This is a genomic window from Maricaulis sp. (assembly GCF_048270265.1).
GTDB lineage: Bacteria > Pseudomonadota > Alphaproteobacteria > Caulobacterales > Maricaulaceae > Maricaulis.
In genome coordinates this window covers 14,793-35,912 of the sequence record NZ_JBLWTD010000019.1, presented here as the reverse complement: position 1 = coordinate 35,912, position 21,120 = coordinate 14,793, and the positions used below count along the sequence as shown (strand labels likewise).

Sequence of the window (21,120 nt, the reverse complement as noted above, 5' to 3'; positions counted from 1 at the left end):
TCCTACAAACAAGCAACGGGGATCGGACATGCAGCCGCGCCTTCAAAAAAAAGAAAACTACGTAATCGGGCCGGATGGTAGCCCCCTTACTCTGGCAGACCTCCCGAATCCGGGCGCCCAGCGCTGGGTCGTTCGGCGCAAGGCAGAGGTGGTCGCGGCGGTTCGCGGTGGCCTGCTCTCGCTGGAAGAGGCCTGTGAGCGATATACGCTCACCGTCGAGGAATTCCTCGGCTGGCAAAGATCGATCGACAAGCACGGCCTCGCCGGTCTGCGCACGACTCGATTGCAGCACTACAGATAGCGCACACGCTTACTCAGACGTGCAAGAACGGCGGCCCCATCCCCCCGGAGCCGCCGTTTTCCTGTGTCCGCAGGAAAAAACACACCTGTCACAACTGCCCTGCCCGGCCGGATGCATCACTGATGCGCCGGCATTAAGTCCTCGTTTACGAGGTCGGTAGGAAAATTCTGCCCAGTGGTTCGCGCATGATGCGTGCAATTCAATTGGCAGGATAACTTGTGAACGCGCTTCTAGATCAGCTCAGGGCCTTCGGCATTGGCCGCCTGGCCGCCATCTTCGGTCTCGCGGCCGGCGTTGCCGCTGCGCTCGTCTATTTTTCCGGCAATGTCGGTGCCGGATCGCAGTCATTGCTCTATTCCGGTCTCGACCCGGCCGCCGCAGCCTCGGCAGCACAATTGCTCGACCAGGCCAATGTCGATTACGAAATCAAGGAAGGCGGGACCGCCATTTATGTCCCGCGTGACCAGGTTGACGAGGCCCGTGTCCGGGTCGCCTCGGGCGGACCGCTCAGCGGCGCCTCGGTCGGTTATGAAATCTTCGATCGCGAAGACAGTTTCGGCCAGACCAGCTTCGTGCAGAATCTCAACGCCAAGCGCGCCCTTGAAGGCGAGCTGGCCCGCACCATCCAGTCGATGGCCTTCGTTTCCAATGCCCGGGTTCACCTGAACCTGCCCGAACGCCGTCTGTTTGCCCGCGACCAGCAGGCCCCGACCGCCGCCGTGACCATCAGCACCAATGCAACGCTGAACGCGGAACAGGTCCGGGTGATTCGCAATATCGTCGCCAGCGGCGCCGGGCTGGAAGCCAACCACGTCTCCCTCGCGGATGATCGCGGCCGCCAGCTGGCCGGTGCCGGCGGCGAAGGTTCCGCTGTCAGCATCATGATGGACGAGCGCCAAAGCGGAATCGAAGCCCAGCTGCGGCAGAATATTCTCGACCTCGTCGAAGGCGTCGTCGGTCCCGGCGCGGCCCGCGTCCAGGTCACGGCGCAGCTCAATCGCCAGAGCGTTACCGAGAGCTCGGAAATCTACGACCCGGATGGCGCTGTCGTGCAATCACGCGACCGCAGCACCGAAACCAGCACCGATCTCGACGGCAGCAATGCCAATCGCGTCTCCGCCTCGGAAAACCTGCCCGATGCCGACGGTGGCGCGGGCGCAGCTGCCGGAAACAGCTCCAACCGGGAAATCTCGAACGACGCCGTCAGCTACGCCATTTCGAGCACCACCCGGACCCAGATCACTGAAGCCGGTTCCATCGAGCGCCTCTCGGTCGCCGTTGCCGTCGACGGCGTTCTCGAGACCCAGGAAGATGGAAGCGTCGTCTGGCGCGAACGGCCACAGGCGGAGATCGAGCGCATCGAGGCGCTGGTCCGTTCGGCCATGGGTTATGTCAACGAGGTTGGCGGCCGTCAGGACTCCGTGACGGTGTCGCAGATCGAATTCGCCCGCACCGACCCGCTGCTCGGCACGCCGGCGAGCTCCGGTCTGAGCTTCAGCAAGAGCGATTTCATGCGGATTGCCGAAATCGCCGTGATGTTCATCACCGCCCTGCTGGTCATTTTCCTGGTCGCACGCCCCCTGGTCAAAGGCGCTGGCGGCTCGGCAATGCCCGCCGGACTGGCCCTGGCCGGCGCCGGCGCAGGTGCAGGTGCAGGCACCGCCAGTCTGGAAAGCGCGGCCGCACCGATGGCGCTGCCCGGCGCCAACCCGGCTGCAACAGCGAGCGCGGGCGACGGCATCGACATCTCGAAGATCGACGGCCAGGTGAAAGCCTCCTCGGTCAAGAAAGTCGCCGGCATTGTTGAATCCCACCCCGAGGAATCGATCTCGATTCTGCGGACCTGGCTGCATGAGGGTTGATCATGGCCATTGATCGCAGCAAAGCCATTGAAGATCCCGGCAAGATGACCGGCCCGGAAAAGGCCGCAGTGATCCTGCTCGCCCTGGGCGAAGAGGATCATGGCCTGTGGAACCACCTCGATGAGGAGGAAATCCGCGAGGTCTCCTCGGCGATGTCCAATCTCGGCACCGTCACCGCGGCCGCCGTCGAGAAGCTGATCGTCGATTTCGTCGGCCAGATGTCCTCGACCGGGTCCTTGATGGGCTCGTTCGAAGCGACGCAACGCCTGCTGGGTTCATTCCTGCCCGGCGAAAAAGTCGACACCATCATGGAAGAGCTGCGCGGTCCTGCCGGGCGCACCATGTGGGACAAGCTGGGCAATGTGAACGAGGTCGTCCTCGCCAATTATCTCAAGAATGAATACCCGCAGACGGTCTCGGTCGTGCTCTCCAAGGTGAAGGCTGAGCATGCCGCGCGCGTGCTCGGCTCGCTGCCGGAGGATTTCGCCCTCGAAGTCGTCACCCGCATGCTGCGGATGGAACCGGTCCAGCGCGAGATTCTCGACAAGATCGAGGAGACGCTGCGCAATGAGTTCATGTCCAATCTGGCGCGGACTTCCAAGCATGACAGCCATGAGATGATGGCCAGCATCTTCAACAATTTCGACCGCCAGACCGAGAACCGTTTCCTCGCCGCGCTGGAAGAACGCAATCGCGACAGCGCCGAGAAGATCCGGTCCCTGATGTTCGTGTTCGAGGATCTCTCCAAGCTCGATCCGGGCGGAATCCAGACCCTGATGCGCGCCATCGACAAGGACCAGATGGGCCTGGCCATGAAGGGCGCATCGGACAGTCTGCGCGATCTCTTCTTCTCCAACATGTCCGAACGCGCCGCCAAGATCATGCGCGAGGACATGGCCGCACTCGGCCCGGTCCGCCTGAAGGATGTCGACACCGCCCAGCAGGGCATTGTCGCGCTCGCGAAAGACCTGGCTGCCAAGGGCGAGATTCTTCTCGCCGATGGCGGCGCCGACGATGAACTGATTTATTGAGGATGGCCGAGACCATGAGCCCGACGAAATTTGATTTCGACACCGAGTTCGATCGCGACGGCCAGATCCTGCGTGACGGGGAGAGCTATAAGCGCTTCTTCACCCAGGATGACATCGATTCCGCGCGGATGTGGGGCGTCGAGGAAGGCCGCGAGCAGGAAGAAGGCCGTTGCGCCGACTCGCTGCAGGCCATCAGCGCCCAGATGCAGATCATCCTGTCGCGCCTGGCCGCCGAGTCCGCCTCGCTGCGCGCCGGTGCCGCCCAGCTGGCACTCGTCGCGGCGCGCAAGATTGCCGGCGAAGCGCTCAATGCCTATCCGGTCGAGACCATCGAACAACTCGCGGCCGAGGCTGTCCAGGACCTCCGCGACGAGCCCCGCCTGTCGGTGCGCTGCGCGCCGGAACTGGTGGAAACCCTCGCCGAGCGGCTGGAACGCACGGCCCGCGATCTCGGTTTCGACGGCGCCATCCGGGTGCGCGGCCATTCCGAGATGAGCGGCGCCGATGTGCGCCTTGAATGGGGCACGGGCGCGATCGAACGCTCGGCCGAAGAAATCGACGCCCGTCTGGGCGAAGTCGTGGCGCGCTGGCTCGCCGCCGCATCCGAAGACGAATCCGCAACCCACGCCACGGCCGATCCCGCCGTCGGCGCGTCCGCGGCATAAGGAGGCTGACCATGCCTGATAATACGAGTTTCGACCTGCCCGAGCTTGAGAAAGACTCCTCCCCGGTCCCGGTCGACAACGGAGCGCCACGCGAAGGCATGATCGAGGAGGCCGCCAAGAGCGCCGCCGATCTGGCGCCGGTGTTTGACGTGCCGGTCAATATTTCAGCGGTGCTGGGCAAGGCGCAGATCGACGTCAATTCCCTGCTCAAGCTGACCGCCGGATCCGTGGTCGAACTCGACCGCAAGATCGGCGAGGCCATCGATATCTACGTCAATAATCGCCTTGTGGCGCGCGGGGAGGTCGTCGTTGTCGATGACCGTCTCGGGGTCACCATGACTGAAATCATCAAGGACGGGGACGCTGCGTAAGCGGCGCCTTGAGACAATGAACACAATGGAGCGGACATCATGCGAGTCCTGATCGTCGGAAGCCTGGGTGGGCAATTGCACACCGCCACCAAAATCGCGATAGACCGCGGCGCATCCGTGTCGCAGGTCGACACGATCCAGCAAGCGACGTCGCATCTGCGTGCCGGACGCGGCGCCGATCTGATCATGGTCGACCTGTCGCTCGACGTGCAGGCGCTGATCGCCGCGAATGAGGCCGAGCGCATCATCGTTCCGGTCGTTGTCTGCGGCGTCAATGTCCGTCCCGAAGCAGCTGCTGCCGCGATCCGGGCCGGTGCCAAGGAATTCATTCCGCTGCCACCGGATGCCGAGCTGATCGCCGCCATCCTGGAAGCCATTTCCGATGACGAACGCCCGATGATCGCCCGCGATCCATCGATGCAGACCGTCATCACCCTGGCCGACCGGATTGCCGGTTCCGACGCTTCGGTGCTGATCACCGGCGAAAGCGGCTCGGGCAAGGAGGTCATGGCGCGCCATGTCCACGCCAAGTCCAAGCGCGCCGGTGCGCCCTTCATCTCGGTCAATTGCGCCGCGATTCCGGAAAACCTGCTCGAATCCGAACTGTTCGGCCATGAAAAAGGGGCCTTCACCGGCGCCGTGGCCCGCCGGATCGGTAAATTCGAGGAGGCCGATGGCGGCACGCTCCTGCTCGACGAAATCTCGGAAATGGATACACGCCTGCAGGCCAAGTTGCTGCGCGCCATCCAGGAACGCGAAATCGACCGGGTCGGCGGCACCAAGCCGGTCAAGGTCAATATCCGCATCCTGGCAACCTCGAACCGTGACCTGCGCAAGGCCGTCGCCGAGGGCACATTCCGCGAGGATCTGCTGTTCCGCCTGAACGTCGTCAATCTGGCGCTGCCACCCCTGCGTGAGCGCCCGGCCGATATTCTTGCCCTGTCCGAGCATTTCATCCGCAAATATGCCGCCGCCAACCAGGTCGAGCCGCTGCCATTGTCGGAAGCGTCCAAGGCGCATCTCGTCGCCCGCGAATGGACCGGCAATGTGCGCGAACTGGAAAACGCGATGCACCGCGCCGTGCTGCTGGCGACCGGCCGCGAGATCACCCCGGACGCCATCCGCATGCCGGACGGTTCGGTCTTCTCCGGCTCCGGCAATACCGCCGTGCGCCAGGCCTCCGATGCTGCCAATGCCGCCCAGCGCGTCATGGTCGGCATGACGGTGGCGGAAGTGGAACAGGATCTGATCCTCGACACGCTCGATCATTGCCTCGGCAACCGGACCCATGCGGCCAACATCCTCGGCATCTCGATCCGCACCCTGCGCAACAAGCTCAAACTCTATACCGAGCAGGGCGTCACCGTTCCCCAGCCCAACCAGAGCGCCATGGGCGTCTCTGCCGCGTGATTGGATAAGTTTTGGCCGACACATCAGCTTCAGGCCCGTTAGGCGCCCGTAACGGCGCCTTCGATCCACAGGCCTTCCTGAACCGTGTGCTGAAGGGCGATGTCGCCCTGGCGGTCGGCATTCTCGGCATCCTGGTGATGCTGATCCTGCCGATGCCAAGCATTCTGCTCGACCTGGCACTGGCGATCTCGATCTCGATCGCCGTGCTGGTGCTGATGACGGCCCTGTTCATCAAGCGGCCGCTTGAATTCTCCGCCTTCCCGGCGGTGCTGCTGATCACCACCCTGTTGCGGTTGGGCCTGAACATCGCCTCGACCCGGCTGATCCTGTCGAAGGGGGCCGAGGGCACCGACGCTGCCGGCGAGGTCATCCAGGCCTTTGGCGCCTTCGTGATGCAGGGCAATGTCGTGATCGGCGTGATCGTGTTTGCGATCCTCGTGATCGTGAATTTCGTCGTCATCACCAAGGGTTCCGGCCGCATCGCGGAGGTCGCGGCGCGCTTCACCCTCGACGCCATGCCCGGCAAGCAGATGGCCATCGATGCCGATCTCTCCTCCGGACTGATCACAGAAAACGAGGCGCGCCAGCGCCGCAAGGATCTCGAAGGCGAGAGCAATTTCTTCGGCGCCATGGACGGTGCCTCGAAATTCGTGCGCGGCGATGCCATGGCCGGCCTGATGATTACCGGCATCAATCTGATCGGCGGCATCATCATCGGCGTCGTGCAGTCGGGCATGCCCTTCGCGGAAGCCGCCGGCACCTATTCCAGCCTGACGATCGGCGATGGCCTCGTCTCGCAAATCCCGGCCCTGATCATCTCGGTTGCCGCCGGCCTGCTCGTCTCCAAGGCGGGTGTCGATGGCCAGGCCGACAAGGCCCTGTTCGGCCAGATGGTCGCCAATCCGGCCGGCCTCGGCCTCGTCTCCGCTGTCACCTTCATCGTCGGTGTCCTGCCCGGCATGCCGTTCATCCCCTTCGCCCTGATGGGGCTGGGAACCGGTGCGCTGGCCTGGTTCAACCGCGATATCGTCGAACGCAAGGCGGCAGAGAAAGAAGCCGAGAACGCGGCTGAAGTCGAAGCCCATGCGCCCAAGAGCGGCGAAGCGCCGATCGAGGACAGCCTGGCGATGGACGAGCTCAAGATCGAGCTGGGCTATGGCCTGCTGCCGCTGATCAATGATGTCGATGGCCGCAAGCTGACCGACCAGATCAAGGCCCTGCGCCGTTCTCTGGCCGAGGAAATGGGCTTCATCACGCCCGCCGTGCGCATTGTCGACAACATGCAGCTGGGCAATCTGGAATACGCCATCCGGATCAAGGAACTCGAAGCGGGCCGCGGCATGCTTCAGCTTCACAAGCTCCTGGTCATGGATCCGGCCGGCATGCAGATCGAGCTGCCCGGCGAACACGTCAAGGAACCGGCCTTCGGCCTGCCCGCGACCTGGATCGACGAAAACCTGCGCGAGGAAGCCTCTTTCCGCGGCTATACGATTGTCGAGCCGGCCGCCGTCCTGGTCACCCATCTGACCGAGCTGCTGCGCGACAACATGTCGGACCTGCTGTCCTATGCCGAGGTCGAGAAGCTGATCGAGAAGCTCTCCAAGGAGCACCGCAAGCTGGTCGACGATATCGCACCGTCGCAAATCAGCCGCGCCGGCATCCAGCGCGTCCTGCAATCCCTGATTCGCGAACGCGTCTCGATCCGCGATCTGCCGACCATTGTCGAGGGCATCGCCGAATCAAGCGCCTCGACCAACCGGATCGAGCCGATTGTCGAACATGTCCGCAGCCGTCTTGCGCGCCAGATCTGCCACAGCAACAAGGCGCCAAACGGCACGCTGCCGGTGCTCGCCCTTACCCCGCAATGGGAACAGGCCTTCCTGGAAGCCCTGATCGGCGAAGGCGAGCGCAAACAACTCGCCCTGGCACCGTCAAAACTTCATGAGTTTGTCGCTGCAGTTAGAAACTCTTTTGAAACCGCATCGGCACAGGGTCATGTACCTGTACTGCTGACGAGCCCCGTGATTCGTCCGTATGTGCGTTCGCTGGTGGAGCGTTTCCGCCCGCAAACGGTGGTGATGTCGCAGAACGAGATCCACCCGAGCGCACGACTGAAGACCTTGGGGCATGTCGGCTGACCGACCAACAATTGACCCGGTAGTGATCCTCGATGCGTTTGAAAACCTTTGCAGCCCAGACTCTGACTCAAGCCATGGCGGATGTGCGCCGGGAAATGGGCGCGGAAGCCGTGATCATTGCCACCTCGGACGGCCCCAATGGCGGCGTCCAGGTGCGGGCGGCGAGCGAGATGTCCTACCATCCCGACCCCGTCGAGCCGGTGCGCGAGCGGACCCAGCGCCTCAATGACGCGGCGGAAATCGCGCGCGGGGACCTCGAGGACGAACATCTCGACCAGGTCATCCGCGCCCTCGGCTTTCACCGCGCCCCCGGGGCCGCAGCCCAGTCGCTGATCAAGGCGGCCCAGGATTTCGCCGATGGCCATGCCGTCGGACGCCTCGCCCATGCCATCGAGGCGCGTTACGCCTTCCAGCCCCTGCCCGCCATTCCCGAACATGCCGTGCTGTTTGCCGGCACGCCCGGCGTCGGCAAGACCTCGGCCCTGGCCAAGACCGCCGCACGGTCCATCTCGGCCGGTTCGGTCCCGACGCTGATCTCCTGTGATGGTGAACGTGCCGGCGCCGATGCGCGCCTGCACGCCCTGGCCCAGAAAATGGGGGCCCATTTCATCGCCGTCGATGATCCGCGCGAGCTGGCAGACGCCATGCGCGAATTCGACGGTCCGGCCCTGATCGACAGTCCGGCGGTCAATCCGTTCGAACTCGACGATCTCGACATGACCCTCGCCTTTGCCGACTCCAGCAATGCGGAAATCGTCTACGTCTTCGATGCCGGCCTGACGCCGGAAGATGCCGAGGACGCCGCCTCCCTGTTCGCCTCGATCGGGGCGAGCCGCTGTATTCCGGTCAAGCTGGACTGCGCCCGCCGTCTCGGCGCCCTGCTCGGCGTCGGCGAGACCGGTCTCGCCTTCGCGCAGATTTCTTCCACCCCATTCATCGGCGGCGGACTGGCCCCGGCCACGCCGCTGCGGCTGGCCCGTGCGCTGGTCGAAAACCGTGCTCACCCCTATGAGGAATCCGATTGATCATGAAACTCGCCTCGGCTCCCCATAATCGCGCCGCCGGGCGCGTCCTCGCCATCGCGTCAGGCAAGGGCGGCGTCGGCAAGACGGCGCTCGCCATCGGCATGGCGCGTGCCCTGTCCCTGATGGATGAGCGCGTCTTGCTGATGGACGGCGATCTCGGCATGGCCAATATCGACGTCCAGCTCGGCCTCCAGCCGCGCGCGGATATCGTCAATGTTCTCAGCGGCAAGACCTCGCTTGAAGACGCGGTCTGTCCGGCCGTCGGCGGCGCTGCCGAGCGCGGCGGGTTTGATGTCATTTCCGGGCGCTCCGGCTCCGGGGCCCTGGCCAATCTTTCCGGCCCGGGCCTGACCAAGCTGGCAACCGGCGTTGCAGCGCTGGCGCTGTCCTATGACCGTGCCATCCTCGATCTGGCTGCCGGCGCCGACCGCGCCACGGTCCGCCTGGCCCTGACGGCCGATGATGTGCTGATCGTGCTCAATGACGAGCCGACCTCGCTGACCGATGCCTATGCCTTTGTGAAAACCCTGCGCCTGCACGATGAAGGTGCCTCACCGCTGGTCGTGGTCAATAACGCGCCGAATGCGAATGCGGCGCGCGAGGCCTTCGGGGCCTTCCGCAAGACCTGCGAAGCCTTCCTCAGCTTCACCCCGGTCCTGGCCGGGATCGTGCGGCGCGATGCAACGGTGCCGGCGGCGATCCGGACCCAGACCTGTGTTTCGGTGCGCGCGCCGGATTGCGACGCCGCCAAGGATTACCAGGCACTTGCGGGAATACTCGCACGCGGGCGCGAAGCCGCGTAGATTGCATGAACTGGCAATCCGGGGGGAGCTGAAACGCCATGTATGATTCATTTTACGACCGCCTGATAAACGGTTTCACCGGCTATGACTGGTGGCTGATTATCGTGCTGTCGCTGGTTGCTGCGCTGATCATGCGCAAATGGCCGCAATGGCCGGCCGCCGCCGCCATCATGTTCATCATCGATGCGATCGCGCCGTTCTTCTATCGCTGGGCGATCGGTATTCCGCCCAATTTCGCGTTTGATTTCGCCTTTTCGCGGCTCGATGAGCGCGGCGGCGTGGTGGTTCTGCTGCGGCTGGCGATCTATTTCGTCCTGATCGGAGCCATCTTCTTTTCCAAGCGCCGCATCGGCCAGCGCTGAACCCGGGCGACAGCGAGCCTGGCCTGATGCGCCGGCCCGCCGTCATCATTCATCCCGAACCTGAAGCGATCAATTGGCCCGGTGGTGCCGGATCTGGGCGATCTCGTCGAGTTCGTCCTGTTCGGCGGCACGCACGGCCTTTTCGATACGCGCCAGGCGGCGTTCTTCCAGCACTTCGAACTTCTTGAGTTCCTGGAAGGCGTCGCCGAGGCGGTCGCGCAGGGCTTCGGCCTGGACCTCGACCTCATCGAGCGAAGAGCGGATATTCTCTTTTCGCTTGATGACGGCCTGGGCATAGGAGCCATAGGCGAGATAGCCGTCACGCGATTGCGTCGCGACAGCCTGTTCTTCAGGAACTGAAGCCTCGAGCCGCTCGATCTGGTTGAGCAGCGCAGCCTTCGAGCGGTCCAGCTCGGCCATCTGTTTCTGCAATTCCTCGACCTTGAACCGGGCCAGCCGGATCAGGGGTTCGTGTGAACGTGTCATGAGGGTCTTCCTTCACCATCCAAAATCCCGGCCAGGGTCGCGAATGTCGACGGGATATCCGCCGCTTCGTCTTTTCCCTGGCCCAGGAATGCTTCCAACGGTTCGTTGAGAGCAATTGCCCGGTCTAGCGCCGGGTTCGATCCGGGGGAGTAGGCTCCCAGCCGGATCAATTCTTCCATATCGGCATAGGCCGACAACATCTTGCGTGCCTCGGTGACCAGCGGCCGCTCGGCTTCGGCAAACACTTCCGGCGCCGTCCGGCTGACCGATTTGAGCACGTCGATCGCGGGGAAACGGCCGCGCTCGGCAATCGCCCGGCTCATCACGACATGGCCGTCGAGAATACCGCGCACGGCGTCCGCGATCGGCTCGTTATGATCATCGCCATCCACCAGCACGGTGAACAGGCCGGAGATCGTGCCGGTCTTGCCGCCATCGGCGCGTTCCGGGCCGGGCCCGGCGCGCTCGAGCAGGCGAGGCAGCTCGGCGAAGACGGAGGGCGTATAGCCGCGCGTCGTCGGCGGTTCGCCGGCCGCAAGGCCGATCTCGCGCTGGGCGAGGGCAAAACGGGTGACGCTGTCCATCAGGCAGAGCACGTCCTTGCCCTGGTCGCGGAAATATTCGGCGACGGTGAGCGTCAGATGCGCCGCCTGGCGGCGGGCCAGGGCCGGTGCGTCGGAGGTTTCGGTAACGACGACCGAACGCGCCCGGCCTTCCGGCCCGAGCACATCATCGACGAATTCGCGGGCCTCACGGCCCCGTTCGCCGATCAGGCCGATGACAATCACGTCGGCGTCACAGGCTCGCGCCAGCATCGACATCAGAACCGATTTGCCGACGCCGGAGCCGGCGAAGATGCCGAGCCGTTGACCACGGCGCATCGGCACGAAAGCATTGAGCACACGCACGCCCATATCCATGCGCTTGCCGAGGCGGGCGCGGCCATGGGCCATGGGCGGTTCGCCCTTGAGCGGATAGGCATGAGCGCCTTCGCTGAGCGGGCCACCGCCATCGAGCGGACGGGCGAAACCGTCAACCACGCGGCCGAGCCAGCTGGTGGAGGGACGCACACGAGCCGCTTCCGGCTGCAGGATCACCTTGGCGCCGGGGCGGATACCCTCGAGCGGACCGAAGGGCATCATCAGCGCGGTCTGGCCACGAAAGCCGACAATCTCGCATTCCGAAGTGCCGCGCCCGGTGACGATGGTGGCATGCGCCCCGAGCGAAAGCCCGGAGACCGGCCCCTCGGCCTCGACCAGCAGACCATTGAGCGCCGTGACGCGTCCTTCCAGGACACGCGCATCGAGCCGTTCAATACGATCTGTGAGGGTCTGCATCATGCGGACATCATGCCTTTCAGGCGGGGCTAGTGAGCCGATTCGGATTCACCCTACGCCATTGCGGTTGCTTCCACGTAAACGCGGCAGTGCAAATGCGGGGCATCCTGCAGGATACGAATTGTGGCCGGTGCCCGGTTGGGCCCTTGATGGTGCCCTGTGGTGCCTTCCTGTGACGTTAGCCATGCCCTTGTGTGCGCTTCAGTTGCCCTCCGGGTCGGAGTTTGGGCGGGAAATGTTGCGTAAAAACAGAGATTTGAAACTTTCTCGCCTGGTATATTCCGATTTTTCCGATTTTCACGCCTCCTGCCTCGCGTCTGACGCCAGCAGTATAGGCGCGCATGGGAAGGGGATGGATAAGCAGGCCGGGGTGAATGAGGGACGTGTACCTCTTCATGAAAGGTGGCGGGCTGCGATGCCCGGCTTCGATAATTTCGCAAATTTCACGCGCCGCCTTTCATCGCGCGAGTGCCCTACTGCGATGCAAGGTGACACCTTACTCTTATAACGTGTATTTTGTGATAATACCAAGCCGCTCCGGGGCGCTGATGCAAACGGCAGCCTTGTTCGTGCCCCCCTGACAAGTTATATGTATACACATATGGAAACACGATGGGCGGGCCGGTGAGGCGGGAGTGCCGCTGGGTCGGCTCCAGCCTGAGAGATCTCAAGGCCATGCCTGACGCCGTCATCGACGGCATCGGGTTTGCGCTGCACCAGGTCCAGACGGGCAGGACGCCCGCCAATGTGAAAGCCTTGAAGGGGTATGGCGGCGGGGGTGTGCTGGAAGTATTGGAGAGCCATGACGGGAATGCCTATCGCGCCGTTTACACCGTCAGATTTGCGGGCGCCGTTTGCGTTCTCCATGCCTTCCAGAAGAAATCCAGGACGGGCCGCAAAACGCCGCGTCAGGAGATGGACAAGGTCACGGCCAGGCTCAGGATGGCCGAGGCGGACCACGCCAGGCGGCAACAATCAGCACACCGCGACCCAGGTTGAGGTGTCAAAGGGGAGTACCGGGAACTATGCCGGAAACAAGCGAAGATGAGGTCCTGACGGGCAGCGGCAATGTGTTCGCCGACCTCGGCCTGCCCGACGCCGAGGATCATGCGCTGAAGGCCGATCTGGTGCTGCGCCTGCGCGACATCATCGCCGGACAGGGCCTCACCCAGACCGCAGCGGCCGCCCGGATGGGCCTGAAACAGCCCAATCTGTCCAGACTACTGGCCGGACATTTCCGCGGCGTCTCCGTCACCCGGCTGCTGCGAATGCTGACCGCGTTGGGCGAGGACGTGACCATCCAGACCGCGCCGGCAAACGCTGCAGCCGGACAGCTCCGTCTCCAGCCCCGGGAGCCGGGAGCCTGCGACATCGCCGCAGCCTGAGCGCTGACGGTGGCTGAGGGAGGAGAGCCTTGGGGATGCGCCTCTCTTCATGAAAGGTGGCAGGCTGCGTGCGGGCCAGGCCCCGCCCTGAAAACCATGCCGGGATCCGGCCAGACAGGAGTTGAGACGTCAAGGGTCCCGACCGCGATGCGGCGCCTATGGCGCCCTTGACGTCTCAACTCCAGTCTGGTGCCCTGCTTGGCAAGGGTTTCAGGGATGGGTTTGGCTGGCGGGGAGCGAACTTCAATAGTCGCCATCGATATAGTGAATCGCACAAGAAAAAATGGGTGTATCCCCGCCCATTACCTGTGTTAGATTTTTTCTACTCCAATTCCCCAATGTCTAGATGGCGCATACTCAAATGCGAGATTCCAAAGAGGTTTACGCGGACGCCCAGCGCTGGCGCTTGGAGGCGGCGTCCGTCATCGTCGGAGCAGCCATCGCGTTGCTCGATTTCTGGCAATGACCAGCAGGACCGTGGACTTCCACATCGGCTTTCCGCCCTCTAAATCGAGAGCACCTTCAAACCACTACGAAATCAACTGAATGAACGAAAGCCTTCCACCTATATTGCCAGCAAATGGGCCCGCGCAACGACGTGGCCGGCACGCGCCGTCTGCGATGTGGGATTGGGGGAACTATCCAAGTTGGAAGGATACGATTTGGGAGCTTCTATCCGAAATCGTGGATGAACGAGTGCGCAACGCATTCGTTGAATCGCCACCAGAGTACGTCGTCAGCGACGACCTCGACTGGTTAAACACTTCAATCAAGTCCGTACACGGAGTCGAACTCGATTCTAAGGCCTTTCTAGTCGACCGGCTCATGCAGCACTTTGGGACACTTCGGGCAGTGCATGGCACACGCACAAATGACGTAAAACAATACTATCGTCACGGAATTTGGCCACTCGACCCCATTGTTGCCCACAGACGTGCTCAGCAACTCTTTCTAAATGAGAAGCACCCTGAATTGAGCCATGAGCATCTTACTCGGGCGATTGATGCAGTCGGCGTCTCCAATCGAGAAGGCCGTGTCTGGTTTGAAGGAAATGAGCTCCTACTTCTCAGTCAATGCAGTCACTACATGGTCTACGGGCCAGAGTATCTCACTGCGATCGCAGCACACCTGGAAGGTCCGAGAGACTACCGCAAGGTATTGAAGGAGTATGGCGAACCAACCCTTTTTAGGTGCGACGTTCCCCTTTCTTTGATGCACTATGAAACGGTAGCGTCCTTTGCAGGGAAGGCCATCGAGCAGGTATTTCAAAACTTACTTGATGGCGACACTTTTGAACCCGACCTGTGGCGGGGAGCTAGTTTTTGCATCCGAACCACCCTGCCACCTAAAAGCATCGTTGAGCACTATCATCCCCAAGGGCTGCGCGACACCTTCTGCTAGAAATGACGCCGACAGCGTGAGGGGTGAGGGGATGCCCCCCCCACTAATCGGGTACGCACGCCATCCATCGCTCCCCCCTTTAGACAGTCGGCCCGAGGGACTAGACCCTGCCCTCAAAACCACGCTAGGATCCGACCTGACTGGCATGGAAATTTGTCCCTAATATGAGTGAGTGTCCGCAATTCCGGAGGGCGGTGTGGGGGCAGGCACGCGGACCAAAAACACACTCCCCTCACCCCACACCACCCCCGCGGCTCACAAGGAAATCAATCAGCCGGCGGGTGAGGTTTTTCTGGGGGCCTATGTCGGGCCAGACGGCGTAGATGCCGAGCAGGGGGAGATTCCATTGCGGCAGGACGCGGACGAGTTCGCCGCTGGCGAGTTCGGCTTCGACTTCGCCCAGCGGCAGGTGTTGCACGCCGAGGCCGGCGAGGATGGCGGACTTGGCTGCGGTGATGGAGTCGACCTCGATGCGGAAATTCTCCGGCTCGAAGACCACGGAGCGGCCCTTGTGTTCCAGCGTCATCCGGTCGGGCAGCATGGAGAGCGCGACAAAGCTGCAGCCGGCCAGATCCTCGATCGTGCGCACCGGCGGGCGGGTGGCGAGGTAATCCGGTGAGGCGATAAGGACACGGGCGAAATCGCCGATGCGGCGGCTCTTGAGACTGCTGTCGGCGAGCACGCCGAGCCGGATCGCCAGATCGAAACCTTCCTTGACCAGGTCAGCCGGCTTGTCGCTGCTGTGCAGAGAGATCGCGACCAGCGGGTGCAGCCGGGCAAATTCCCACACGCTCTGGCGCAGATGCGTGCGCTCGCCGAAGGCCGGCATGGTGATGCGCAGGGCGCCGACGGGCTGGTCGCTGGTCTGGCTGAGCGCATCGAGCGCCGCCTCGCCGGCCTCGACCATGCGGCGCGCCGGTCCGAGCGCGGCCTGGCCCTCCGGGGTCAGCGACATGGAGCGGGTCGAGCGGAAGAAGAGCGTGACGCCGAGCTTGGTCTCGAGGCGTGAGAGATGGTGGCTGATCACCGAGGTCGAGAGCTTCAGCCTGCGCCCGGCCGCGCTCAGACTGCCGGCATCGGCGACAGCAACGAAGACGGCGAGGCCGCGATAATCCTCGATCATCTTTCCACTTTCTCGAAATATGATTTCATCATTCATGGGCTAATCGCAAAGGCGCGGCGTGTCTATCTTCCTTGCAACACCCGAGGAGAGTTTCATGACCAGCCATACAGCCACCCTGACCACCGCCCGCGCCAGCACCTATCTGCAACAGCTCTGCAAGCATTTCGGCCACAAGGTCGAGGTCGAGTTCACGCCGACTGACGGGCGGGTCACCCTGCCCATGGGCGTCTGCACCCTGCACGCCGACGAGACCGCGCTGGCGCTCACCGTCAGCGGCGAGGCGGAAAACCTCGCCCGCATGGAAAAGGTGATCGGCGACCACCTCGCCCGCTTCGCCTTCCGTGAGGACTTCACCCTGGACTGGCAAGCCGCCGCCTGATCGCCCGCCTCCCCCCATCGCGACACCCCAGCCGGACGCGCGCGTCCAGAAAAGACAGGATCATCATGACCATCGCCATCACCGCCGTGTCCGGACATCTGGGCCAGGCCATCGCCCGGACACTCATCGATATGCCCGGCATTGGCCCTGTTGTCGGGCTCGCGCGCACGCCGGCCAAGGCGAGCGGACTGGGCATTGAGGTCCGTCCGGGCGACTATACCCGGCCCGACCAGCTCAAGACCTCGCTGGCCGGCGTCGACACGCTCTTGCTGGTCTCCGGCATGGACGCACCGGATGCACGCATCCAGCAGCACCGCAATGTCATCGAGGCGGCCAAGGCGGCCGGTGTGAGCAAGATCGTCTATACCAGCATCCAGGGACCGGAGACCGGCACGACCTTCTCGCCGGTGGTGCAGAGCAATCGCCAGACCGAGGCCGATATCCGCGCCAGCGGCCTGGCCTGGGCGATCGGCCGCAACGGCATCTATATCGAGCCCGATATCGAGTATATCGACAGCTACAAGGCGCGCGGCGAAATCGCCAACAGCGCCGGCGACGGCAAATGCGGCTACACGACCCGCGCCGAACTGGGCCATGCCTATGCCAGCCTGCTGACCGGGGCGCACCTGGATGGCCAGACCGTCAACCTGCACGGCGAGGCCATCACCCAGACCCGGCTCGCCGCCCTCATGAACACGGCCTTTGGCACGCAGCTCGTCTATCGCGCGCTGACACCGGCCGAGTATCTCGCCGACCGCACCGCAGAACTGGGGGAATTCCTCGGCAGCATCATCGCCGGCATCTATGACGGTATCCGTCTGGGGGCCTATGACAATCCGAGCGATTTCGAAGCCGTGACCGGACGCCCCCACCAGGACTGGGCTGCATATTTCCGGTCGCTTTCATCCTGAACGGCCGGATTTTCCCCGTCGCGGCCCGTTCGCCGCGTGCAAATCGGGCCGATGCCCGCCTTCGGACGCCATGCGCACGGACTCGAAACAGGGATTCGCACCAGAGGGCCGGAAAAATGCCCTGTGGATAAGAAAAAGAGGCCGGATACGGGAAAATCTCCGCCCGATTTTCAGCCCTGGCAGGGAAATTCGCCGCCCGGCGCCGCATACTTTATGCGTGACAATAATCGCAGTTGCCCAATTTTTTCAGAGTCATGGCCGCACGACCGCCGCGCTAACCCCCCATTCGTTAACGCTAATTGCGAATCAAGCTTAACCCCCGAAGAATCGCCGGGCTGACGATTCCACGACCGGGTCAAGCCGCAGTTAACTTTCGTTAAGGGTTTCCTCGTAGCGTCAGAATAAGGTTAATCAGACTACACACCGGGCGGGATTGATTCGTTCGGGTACCAGACCGGAGGCGAACCATGCGGGTTCTTCTAATTGAGGACGACCGGGCAACCGCGCAGTCCATCGAATTGATGCTGAAGTCAGACGGCTTCAACATCTACACGACGGATCTTGGCGAGGAAGGTGTCGATCTCGGCAAGCTGTATGATTACGACATCATCCTGCTCGATCTGAACCTGCCCGACATGACCGGTTTTGACGTTCTCAAAACCCTTCGCGTTTCCAAGATCGATACGCCGATCCTGATCCTGACCGGCAATGCCGATATCGACAACAAGGTCCGTGGCCTTGGATGCGGTGCCGATGACTATATGACCAAGCCCTTCCACAAGGATGAGATGATTGCGCGTATCCACGCCATCGTCCGCCGCTCGAAGGGCCATTCGCAATCGATCATCAAGACCGGTTCGATTGCGGTCAATCTCGACGCCAAGACGGTCGAAGTGGACAGCCAGCGCGTCCACCTCACCGGCAAGGAATACCAGATGCTCGAGCTGCTCTCCCTGCGCAAGGGAACGACGCTCACCAAGGAGATGTTCCTGAACCATCTCTATGGCGGCATGGACGAGCCCGAGCTGAAGATCATCGACGTCTTCATCTGCAAGCTTCGCAAGAAGCTCGCGGCCGCCACCCAGGGCGAACACCATATCGAAACCGTCTGGGGCCGTGGCTATGTGCTGCGTGACCCGATGGAAGAAAAAGTCGCTGTCTGATCTGCCCAGCTGATCTGATAGCCACGGTCTGATTGAAGAGCCCGGTCCTCTCGACCGGGCTTTTTCATGCCCGCCTCCCCTGTTCAGGGGCTTTCCGGCGGTTGGCGTCCGGCTAGTCTGGCTTGCAAACAGCGAGGCGCCCCATGAAACACCATCGATTGAGCCTGACCGCCCTTACCCTTGCCATTGTGACAGCCGGGCAAGCCCTGGCGCTCCAGGATCCGCCCGGCGAACCGGGAAGTCCGCGCCCGCGCATCGTGGAAATGGAGACATTTTCAGCCCCCGAACTGATGGCCGAGCTCACTGGGCTCGAGGCTGCCGCCGGTGGACGGATCGCCTTCGGCGATCCCGACGGGCTGCTGCAGCGACTTGAAGCGAAACATCAGCGGCTGACAGCCCTCGCAGATGCCGAAGGCGGCGAATGGGGGATGGGCTTCGACATCCTGTTCTCGACCCGCACCCCCGATCCCCGTCCCTGCGACGACCACACCCCGGTCCTGGTGGTTTCACGCCAGGGCACCGAATTGGCGGGCACGGCTTGCCGCCTCTATACCATTCAGGACGGGTTGCCGATGTTGACGCTGGATCAGCTTCTGGACGCCCCTTTCGAGGGCCAGACCATCCATATTCACCTCGTCACGAGCATTACCGCCGAGCAGGACGGCCTGCTGGAGCGGGGCAATGAAGTCCTGTCAGCGATGGCGACCGATATCTTGCGCGCCCTCATCCTGGCCAACCCTCCCAGCAGCGGGGAGGACTGGGTGATGTGGCGGGACGCCCTGCAGACGCTGACGGACCGTGCGGACGGCTTCATCCGCTTTGATGCACCGGACGCGCTGGCCCATTCGATCGCGGCAGCGGTGACCGTGATCCTGGAGGAGGCCGGCGTCGAGGATACCGATTGGGGCTTCACCTTCGGGGTCGATGGCGCGCAATCCTTCGCGGATGGTGGCCTGTTTGAGCCCGACAGGCTTGCCGCCGCGCGACGTCCGGAATCCGCCGCATGGTGCCTGCCCGACGTGAGTTTCGAAGTGACCGGTCCCACCGGCATCGACCACACCTGGCATCAATGCGCCGGCACGCCGCCGGACGAGAATTCCGACACCGTCATCGTCCGCAAAATCTGGACCGAGGAACGCACAAGCCGGGTCTATCGCTGGCTCGAACTCACCGTGTTCGGCTCAACCGAAACGCCGGACGAACGCCCGTCGGTGGACCGTTTCACGCGGGAGACGCTGGCCCTGATGGCGAATGACATCATCATCGCGCCCCGCGCACCTGCGGCCAGTGGCGAATAGGCCCGGTCCCCTGACCAGGCTTTTCTGGCCGCCTCCCCTGTTCAGGGGCTTTCCGGCGCGCGGCCACCCTCTATGCTCACTCCGGAAACAGGGAGAGTCTGCATGAAACATGATCGTATAATGCTCGCGACACTGGCGATCTCGATCCTGACGGCCGGGCAGGCCGTGGCGGTCCAGGACGTATCCGCCGCATCGGCGGCCCCGGAGGGCTCGCTGGACTGGCTCGGCCAGGTACAGAGCCTGACCGACCCTGAGGCCGGCCTGATCCACATTGACGCGCCGGATGCGCTGGCCCGCGAACTCGAAACCCTGTCCACAGACATGCAGGCCGCAGTCGCGCTGCATGATGCCCGCTGGGGAATGAGTATCGGAGTTGAAGGCGCGGAAGCCCTCGCCCGCAATGGCACCTATGATTTCGACCGGATCGATGAAGTCGCCCGGCCGGCAACGCCGGACTGGTGCCACCGGGACGCACCCTATGTCGCGATCGATGCGGCCGGAAACCGGCGGATCTGGCAGCAATGCTCCGGTACGCCCACCGGAGAGGATGCCGACGCCATATCGGTGCGCCGCTTCTGGATCGAGGACACAGTGGCTGGAGACTATCGCTGGCTGGAATTCATTGCCGTCAGCTCAACCGACACCGGCAGCGTACTGGCAGAACTCGACACGTTTTCCCGCGAAGCCCTCGGCGCCATCGCCCGAAGCATCGTCATCTTCCCGGCTGACGGCGAATAAGAAGTCCCGGCCCGGCCGCAATGAAAAACCCCGGAACCAGATGGGTCCGGGGTTTTTCATCTTGAACTCAGCTCGGTCAGGCGGCGATCAGGCGGCCGCGGTCTTGAGCGCGGCATTGCCGGCCTGGGCATAGAGCCCGCGACGGCCTTCAACCGGTACATAATCGCTCGACAGGCCGACCACCGTCTCGGCGGCGCCCATCACCAGATAGCCGTCGCTGGCGGTTTGCTGCGATAGGCGCGAGAGAACCTTCTTTTTCGACTCGGCGTCGAAATAGATCAGCACATTGCGGCAGAAGATGACGTCGAACTTGCCCATCGGGCCGAAGCTGTCGAGCAGGTTCTGTTTCTGGAAGGTCACCATCTGGCGGATATTCGGCTTGATGCGCCATTGATCGCCGGTCTGGTCGAAATGCGTCACCAGGCGCTGGATCGCCAGGCCGCGCTGGACCTCGAACTGGCTGTAGAGACCGGCCTTGGCCTTTTCCAGCACGCGCGGCGCCATGTCCGTCGCCACGATCTCGACGCGCAGTCCACCGAGGCGGGCGCGCTCTTCCTCGAGGATCATCGCCAGGGAATAGGGTTCCTGGCCGGAGGAACAGGCCGCACACCAGATCCGGATCACACCATTATTGCCGCGGGCACGGGAAAGGACCGGCAGGATGTCCTGCTTGAACAGGTCAAAGGGCGTGTTGTCGCGGAAGAAGAAGGTCTCGTGTGTGGCGAGCGCCTCGGTGATGGCCCACAACAACCGGTCACTGCTTTCACGCCGCGCCGCCGAGATCAGTGCCTCGATCGAGGCATAGCCCTCGGCGCGGGCCAGCGGCGCCAGCCGGCTTTCCAGCAGATAGCCCTTGTCAGCCGACAGAACCAGGCCAGAGCGCTTGTAAGCCTCGGCCGCGACGTAGAGAATTTCCTGTTTTTCCAACATT

The 21,120-nt window shown here is 63.1% G+C and carries 22 protein-coding genes; 18 read left to right on the top strand and 4 right to left on the bottom strand.

Annotated features, from left to right (window positions below; translation table 11 throughout):
* The first annotated feature begins 28 nt into the window (after nt 1-28).
* The 10 genes from ACN0YF_RS10785 (at nt 29) to ACN0YF_RS10740 (ending at nt 9,968) form a co-directional block, all read left to right on the top strand.
* Nucleotides 29-301: a DUF1153 domain-containing protein gene (locus ACN0YF_RS10785; RefSeq protein WP_417469044.1), complete on the top strand. Its 273-nt coding sequence runs from the start codon at nt 29-31 to the stop codon at nt 299-301.
* A gap of 218 nt (nt 302-519) precedes the next feature.
* Complete coding sequence (fliF, locus tag ACN0YF_RS10780) at nt 520-2,163, top strand: flagellar basal-body MS-ring/collar protein FliF (protein ID WP_417494377.1); 1,644 nt, start codon at nt 520-522, stop codon at nt 2,161-2,163.
* A gap of 44 nt (nt 2,164-2,207) precedes the next feature.
* Nucleotides 2,208-3,194, top strand: a complete 987-nt coding sequence (fliG, locus tag ACN0YF_RS10775) for a flagellar motor switch protein FliG (RefSeq protein WP_417483420.1) — start codon at nt 2,208-2,210, stop codon at nt 3,192-3,194.
* Between the two features lie 14 nt (nt 3,195-3,208).
* Entirely contained in the window at nt 3,209-3,859 is a 651-nt protein-coding gene (locus ACN0YF_RS10770) for a hypothetical protein (protein WP_417483410.1), read from the top strand.
* Nucleotides 3,860-3,957: 98 nt separating this feature from the next.
* A complete protein-coding gene (fliN, locus tag ACN0YF_RS10765) occupies nt 3,958-4,230 on the top strand; it encodes a flagellar motor switch protein FliN (protein ID WP_417483421.1) in 273 nt (90 codons plus the stop codon).
* A gap of 39 nt (nt 4,231-4,269) precedes the next feature.
* Entirely contained in the window at nt 4,270-5,640 is a 1,371-nt protein-coding gene (locus ACN0YF_RS10760) for a sigma-54 interaction domain-containing protein (RefSeq protein WP_417483411.1), read from the top strand.
* A gap of 11 nt (nt 5,641-5,651) precedes the next feature.
* Nucleotides 5,652-7,778, top strand: a complete 2,127-nt coding sequence (gene flhA / locus ACN0YF_RS10755; protein WP_417483412.1) for a flagellar biosynthesis protein FlhA — start codon at nt 5,652-5,654, stop codon at nt 7,776-7,778.
* A 74-nt stretch (nt 7,779-7,852) separates the two neighbouring features.
* A complete protein-coding gene (locus tag ACN0YF_RS10750) occupies nt 7,853-8,803 on the top strand; it encodes a flagellar biosynthesis-like protein (FlhF) (protein WP_417494376.1) in 951 nt (316 codons plus the stop codon).
* A 2-nt stretch (nt 8,804-8,805) separates the two neighbouring features.
* Nucleotides 8,806-9,606 (top strand): AAA family ATPase, encoded by an 801-nt coding sequence (locus tag ACN0YF_RS10745; RefSeq protein ID WP_417483414.1) that lies wholly within the window; start codon nt 8,806-8,808, stop codon nt 9,604-9,606.
* Nucleotides 9,607-9,644: 38 nt separating this feature from the next.
* A complete protein-coding gene (locus ACN0YF_RS10740) occupies nt 9,645-9,968 on the top strand; it encodes a hypothetical protein (protein ID WP_417483415.1) in 324 nt (107 codons plus the stop codon).
* 69 nt (nt 9,969-10,037) lie between these two features.
* Here the strand turns inward: ACN0YF_RS10740 and ACN0YF_RS10735 are convergent, their stop codons facing one another.
* Nucleotides 10,038-10,454 (bottom strand): flagellar FliJ family protein, encoded by a 417-nt coding sequence (locus ACN0YF_RS10735; protein ID WP_417483416.1) that lies wholly within the window; start codon nt 10,452-10,454, stop codon nt 10,038-10,040.
* A complete protein-coding gene (fliI, locus tag ACN0YF_RS10730) occupies nt 10,451-11,791 on the bottom strand; it encodes a flagellar protein export ATPase FliI (RefSeq protein WP_417494395.1) in 1,341 nt (446 codons plus the stop codon). Before fliI ends, ACN0YF_RS10735 begins: the two co-directional genes overlap by 4 nt.
* A gap of 612 nt (nt 11,792-12,403) precedes the next feature.
* Here fliI and ACN0YF_RS10725 point away from each other — a divergent pair.
* The 3 genes from ACN0YF_RS10725 (at nt 12,404) to ACN0YF_RS10715 (ending at nt 14,577) form a co-directional block, all read left to right on the top strand.
* Nucleotides 12,404-12,790 (top strand): type II toxin-antitoxin system RelE/ParE family toxin, encoded by a 387-nt coding sequence (locus tag ACN0YF_RS10725; protein ID WP_417494375.1) that lies wholly within the window; start codon nt 12,404-12,406, stop codon nt 12,788-12,790.
* Between the two features lie 26 nt (nt 12,791-12,816).
* Nucleotides 12,817-13,176, top strand: a complete 360-nt coding sequence (locus ACN0YF_RS10720; protein WP_417494374.1) for a helix-turn-helix domain-containing protein — start codon at nt 12,817-12,819, stop codon at nt 13,174-13,176.
* A gap of 546 nt (nt 13,177-13,722) precedes the next feature.
* Nucleotides 13,723-14,577 carry a hypothetical protein gene (locus ACN0YF_RS10715; RefSeq protein ID WP_417494373.1) on the top strand — a complete coding sequence of 285 codons (855 nt, stop codon included), beginning with the start codon at nt 13,723-13,725 and terminating at the stop codon, nt 14,575-14,577.
* Nucleotides 14,578-14,809: 232 nt separating this feature from the next.
* On the opposite strand, the gene ACN0YF_RS10710 is transcribed toward ACN0YF_RS10715, so the two are convergent.
* On the bottom strand, nt 14,810-15,700 hold the full coding sequence (locus tag ACN0YF_RS10710; protein WP_417494372.1) for a LysR family transcriptional regulator: 891 nt from the start codon (nt 15,698-15,700) through the stop codon (nt 14,810-14,812).
* A gap of 94 nt (nt 15,701-15,794) precedes the next feature.
* On the opposite strand from ACN0YF_RS10710, the gene ACN0YF_RS10705 reads away from it, so the two are divergent.
* The 5 genes from ACN0YF_RS10705 (at nt 15,795) to ACN0YF_RS10685 (ending at nt 20,189) form a co-directional block, all read left to right on the top strand.
* On the top strand, nt 15,795-16,079 hold the full coding sequence (locus tag ACN0YF_RS10705) for a DUF2218 domain-containing protein (RefSeq protein ID WP_417494371.1): 285 nt from the start codon (nt 15,795-15,797) through the stop codon (nt 16,077-16,079).
* A 62-nt stretch (nt 16,080-16,141) separates the two neighbouring features.
* Nucleotides 16,142-16,990: an SDR family oxidoreductase gene (locus ACN0YF_RS10700; protein ID WP_417494394.1), complete on the top strand. Its 849-nt coding sequence runs from the start codon at nt 16,142-16,144 to the stop codon at nt 16,988-16,990.
* 467 nt (nt 16,991-17,457) lie between these two features.
* Nucleotides 17,458-18,153 (top strand): response regulator transcription factor CtrA, encoded by a 696-nt coding sequence (ctrA, locus tag ACN0YF_RS10695; RefSeq protein WP_091766370.1) that lies wholly within the window; start codon nt 17,458-17,460, stop codon nt 18,151-18,153.
* A gap of 143 nt (nt 18,154-18,296) precedes the next feature.
* The gene (locus ACN0YF_RS10690; RefSeq protein WP_417494370.1) at nt 18,297-19,451 is read left to right on the top strand and encodes a hypothetical protein; all 1,155 of its coding nucleotides are present in this window, start codon (nt 18,297-18,299) and stop codon (nt 19,449-19,451) included.
* 102 nt (nt 19,452-19,553) lie between these two features.
* Nucleotides 19,554-20,189: a hypothetical protein gene (locus ACN0YF_RS10685; protein ID WP_417494369.1), complete on the top strand. Its 636-nt coding sequence runs from the start codon at nt 19,554-19,556 to the stop codon at nt 20,187-20,189.
* An 87-nt stretch (nt 20,190-20,276) separates the two neighbouring features.
* Here ACN0YF_RS10685 and ACN0YF_RS10680 read toward each other — a convergent pair whose 3' ends face one another.
* Nucleotides 20,277-21,119, bottom strand: coding sequence for a CheR family methyltransferase (locus ACN0YF_RS10680; protein WP_417483460.1), 843 nt, complete (start codon nt 21,117-21,119; stop codon nt 20,277-20,279).
* Nucleotide 21,120 lies beyond the last annotated feature (1 nt).

Excerpts from the sequence above, each read along its gene's own strand:
- ACN0YF_RS10785 (WP_417469044.1), top strand. The coding sequence starts at position 29 with ATGCAGCCGCGCCTTCAAAAAAAAGAAAACTACGTAATCGGGCCGGAT.
- fliG (WP_417483420.1), top strand. The coding sequence starts at position 2,208 with ATGACCGGCCCGGAAAAGGCCGCAGTGATCCTGCTCGCCCTGGGCGAA.
- ACN0YF_RS10770 (WP_417483410.1), top strand. The coding sequence starts at position 3,209 with ATGAGCCCGACGAAATTTGATTTCGACACCGAGTTCGATCGCGACGGC.
- fliN (WP_417483421.1), top strand. The coding sequence starts at position 3,958 with ATGATCGAGGAGGCCGCCAAGAGCGCCGCCGATCTGGCGCCGGTGTTT.
- ACN0YF_RS10760 (WP_417483411.1), top strand. The coding sequence starts at position 4,270 with ATGCGAGTCCTGATCGTCGGAAGCCTGGGTGGGCAATTGCACACCGCC.
- ACN0YF_RS10750 (WP_417494376.1), top strand. The coding sequence starts at position 7,853 with ATGGCGGATGTGCGCCGGGAAATGGGCGCGGAAGCCGTGATCATTGCC.
- ACN0YF_RS10745 (WP_417483414.1), top strand. The coding sequence starts at position 8,806 with ATGAAACTCGCCTCGGCTCCCCATAATCGCGCCGCCGGGCGCGTCCTC.
- ACN0YF_RS10740 (WP_417483415.1), top strand. The coding sequence starts at position 9,645 with ATGTATGATTCATTTTACGACCGCCTGATAAACGGTTTCACCGGCTAT.
- ACN0YF_RS10735 (WP_417483416.1), bottom strand. The coding sequence starts at position 10,454 with ATGACACGTTCACACGAACCCCTGATCCGGCTGGCCCGGTTCAAGGTC.
- fliI (WP_417494395.1), bottom strand. The coding sequence starts at position 11,791 with ATGCAGACCCTCACAGATCGTATTGAACGGCTCGATGCGCGTGTCCTG.
- ACN0YF_RS10725 (WP_417494375.1), top strand. The coding sequence starts at position 12,404 with ATGGGCGGGCCGGTGAGGCGGGAGTGCCGCTGGGTCGGCTCCAGCCTG.
- ACN0YF_RS10720 (WP_417494374.1), top strand. The coding sequence starts at position 12,817 with ATGCCGGAAACAAGCGAAGATGAGGTCCTGACGGGCAGCGGCAATGTG.
- ACN0YF_RS10715 (WP_417494373.1), top strand. The coding sequence starts at position 13,723 with ATGAACGAAAGCCTTCCACCTATATTGCCAGCAAATGGGCCCGCGCAA.
- ACN0YF_RS10710 (WP_417494372.1), bottom strand. The coding sequence starts at position 15,700 with ATGATCGAGGATTATCGCGGCCTCGCCGTCTTCGTTGCTGTCGCCGAT.
- ACN0YF_RS10705 (WP_417494371.1), top strand. The coding sequence starts at position 15,795 with ATGACCAGCCATACAGCCACCCTGACCACCGCCCGCGCCAGCACCTAT.
- ctrA (WP_091766370.1), top strand. The coding sequence starts at position 17,458 with ATGCGGGTTCTTCTAATTGAGGACGACCGGGCAACCGCGCAGTCCATC.
- ACN0YF_RS10690 (WP_417494370.1), top strand. The coding sequence starts at position 18,297 with ATGAAACACCATCGATTGAGCCTGACCGCCCTTACCCTTGCCATTGTG.
- ACN0YF_RS10685 (WP_417494369.1), top strand. The coding sequence starts at position 19,554 with ATGAAACATGATCGTATAATGCTCGCGACACTGGCGATCTCGATCCTG.
- ACN0YF_RS10680 (WP_417483460.1), bottom strand. The coding sequence starts at position 21,119 with ATGTTGGAAAAACAGGAAATTCTCTACGTCGCGGCCGAGGCTTACAAG.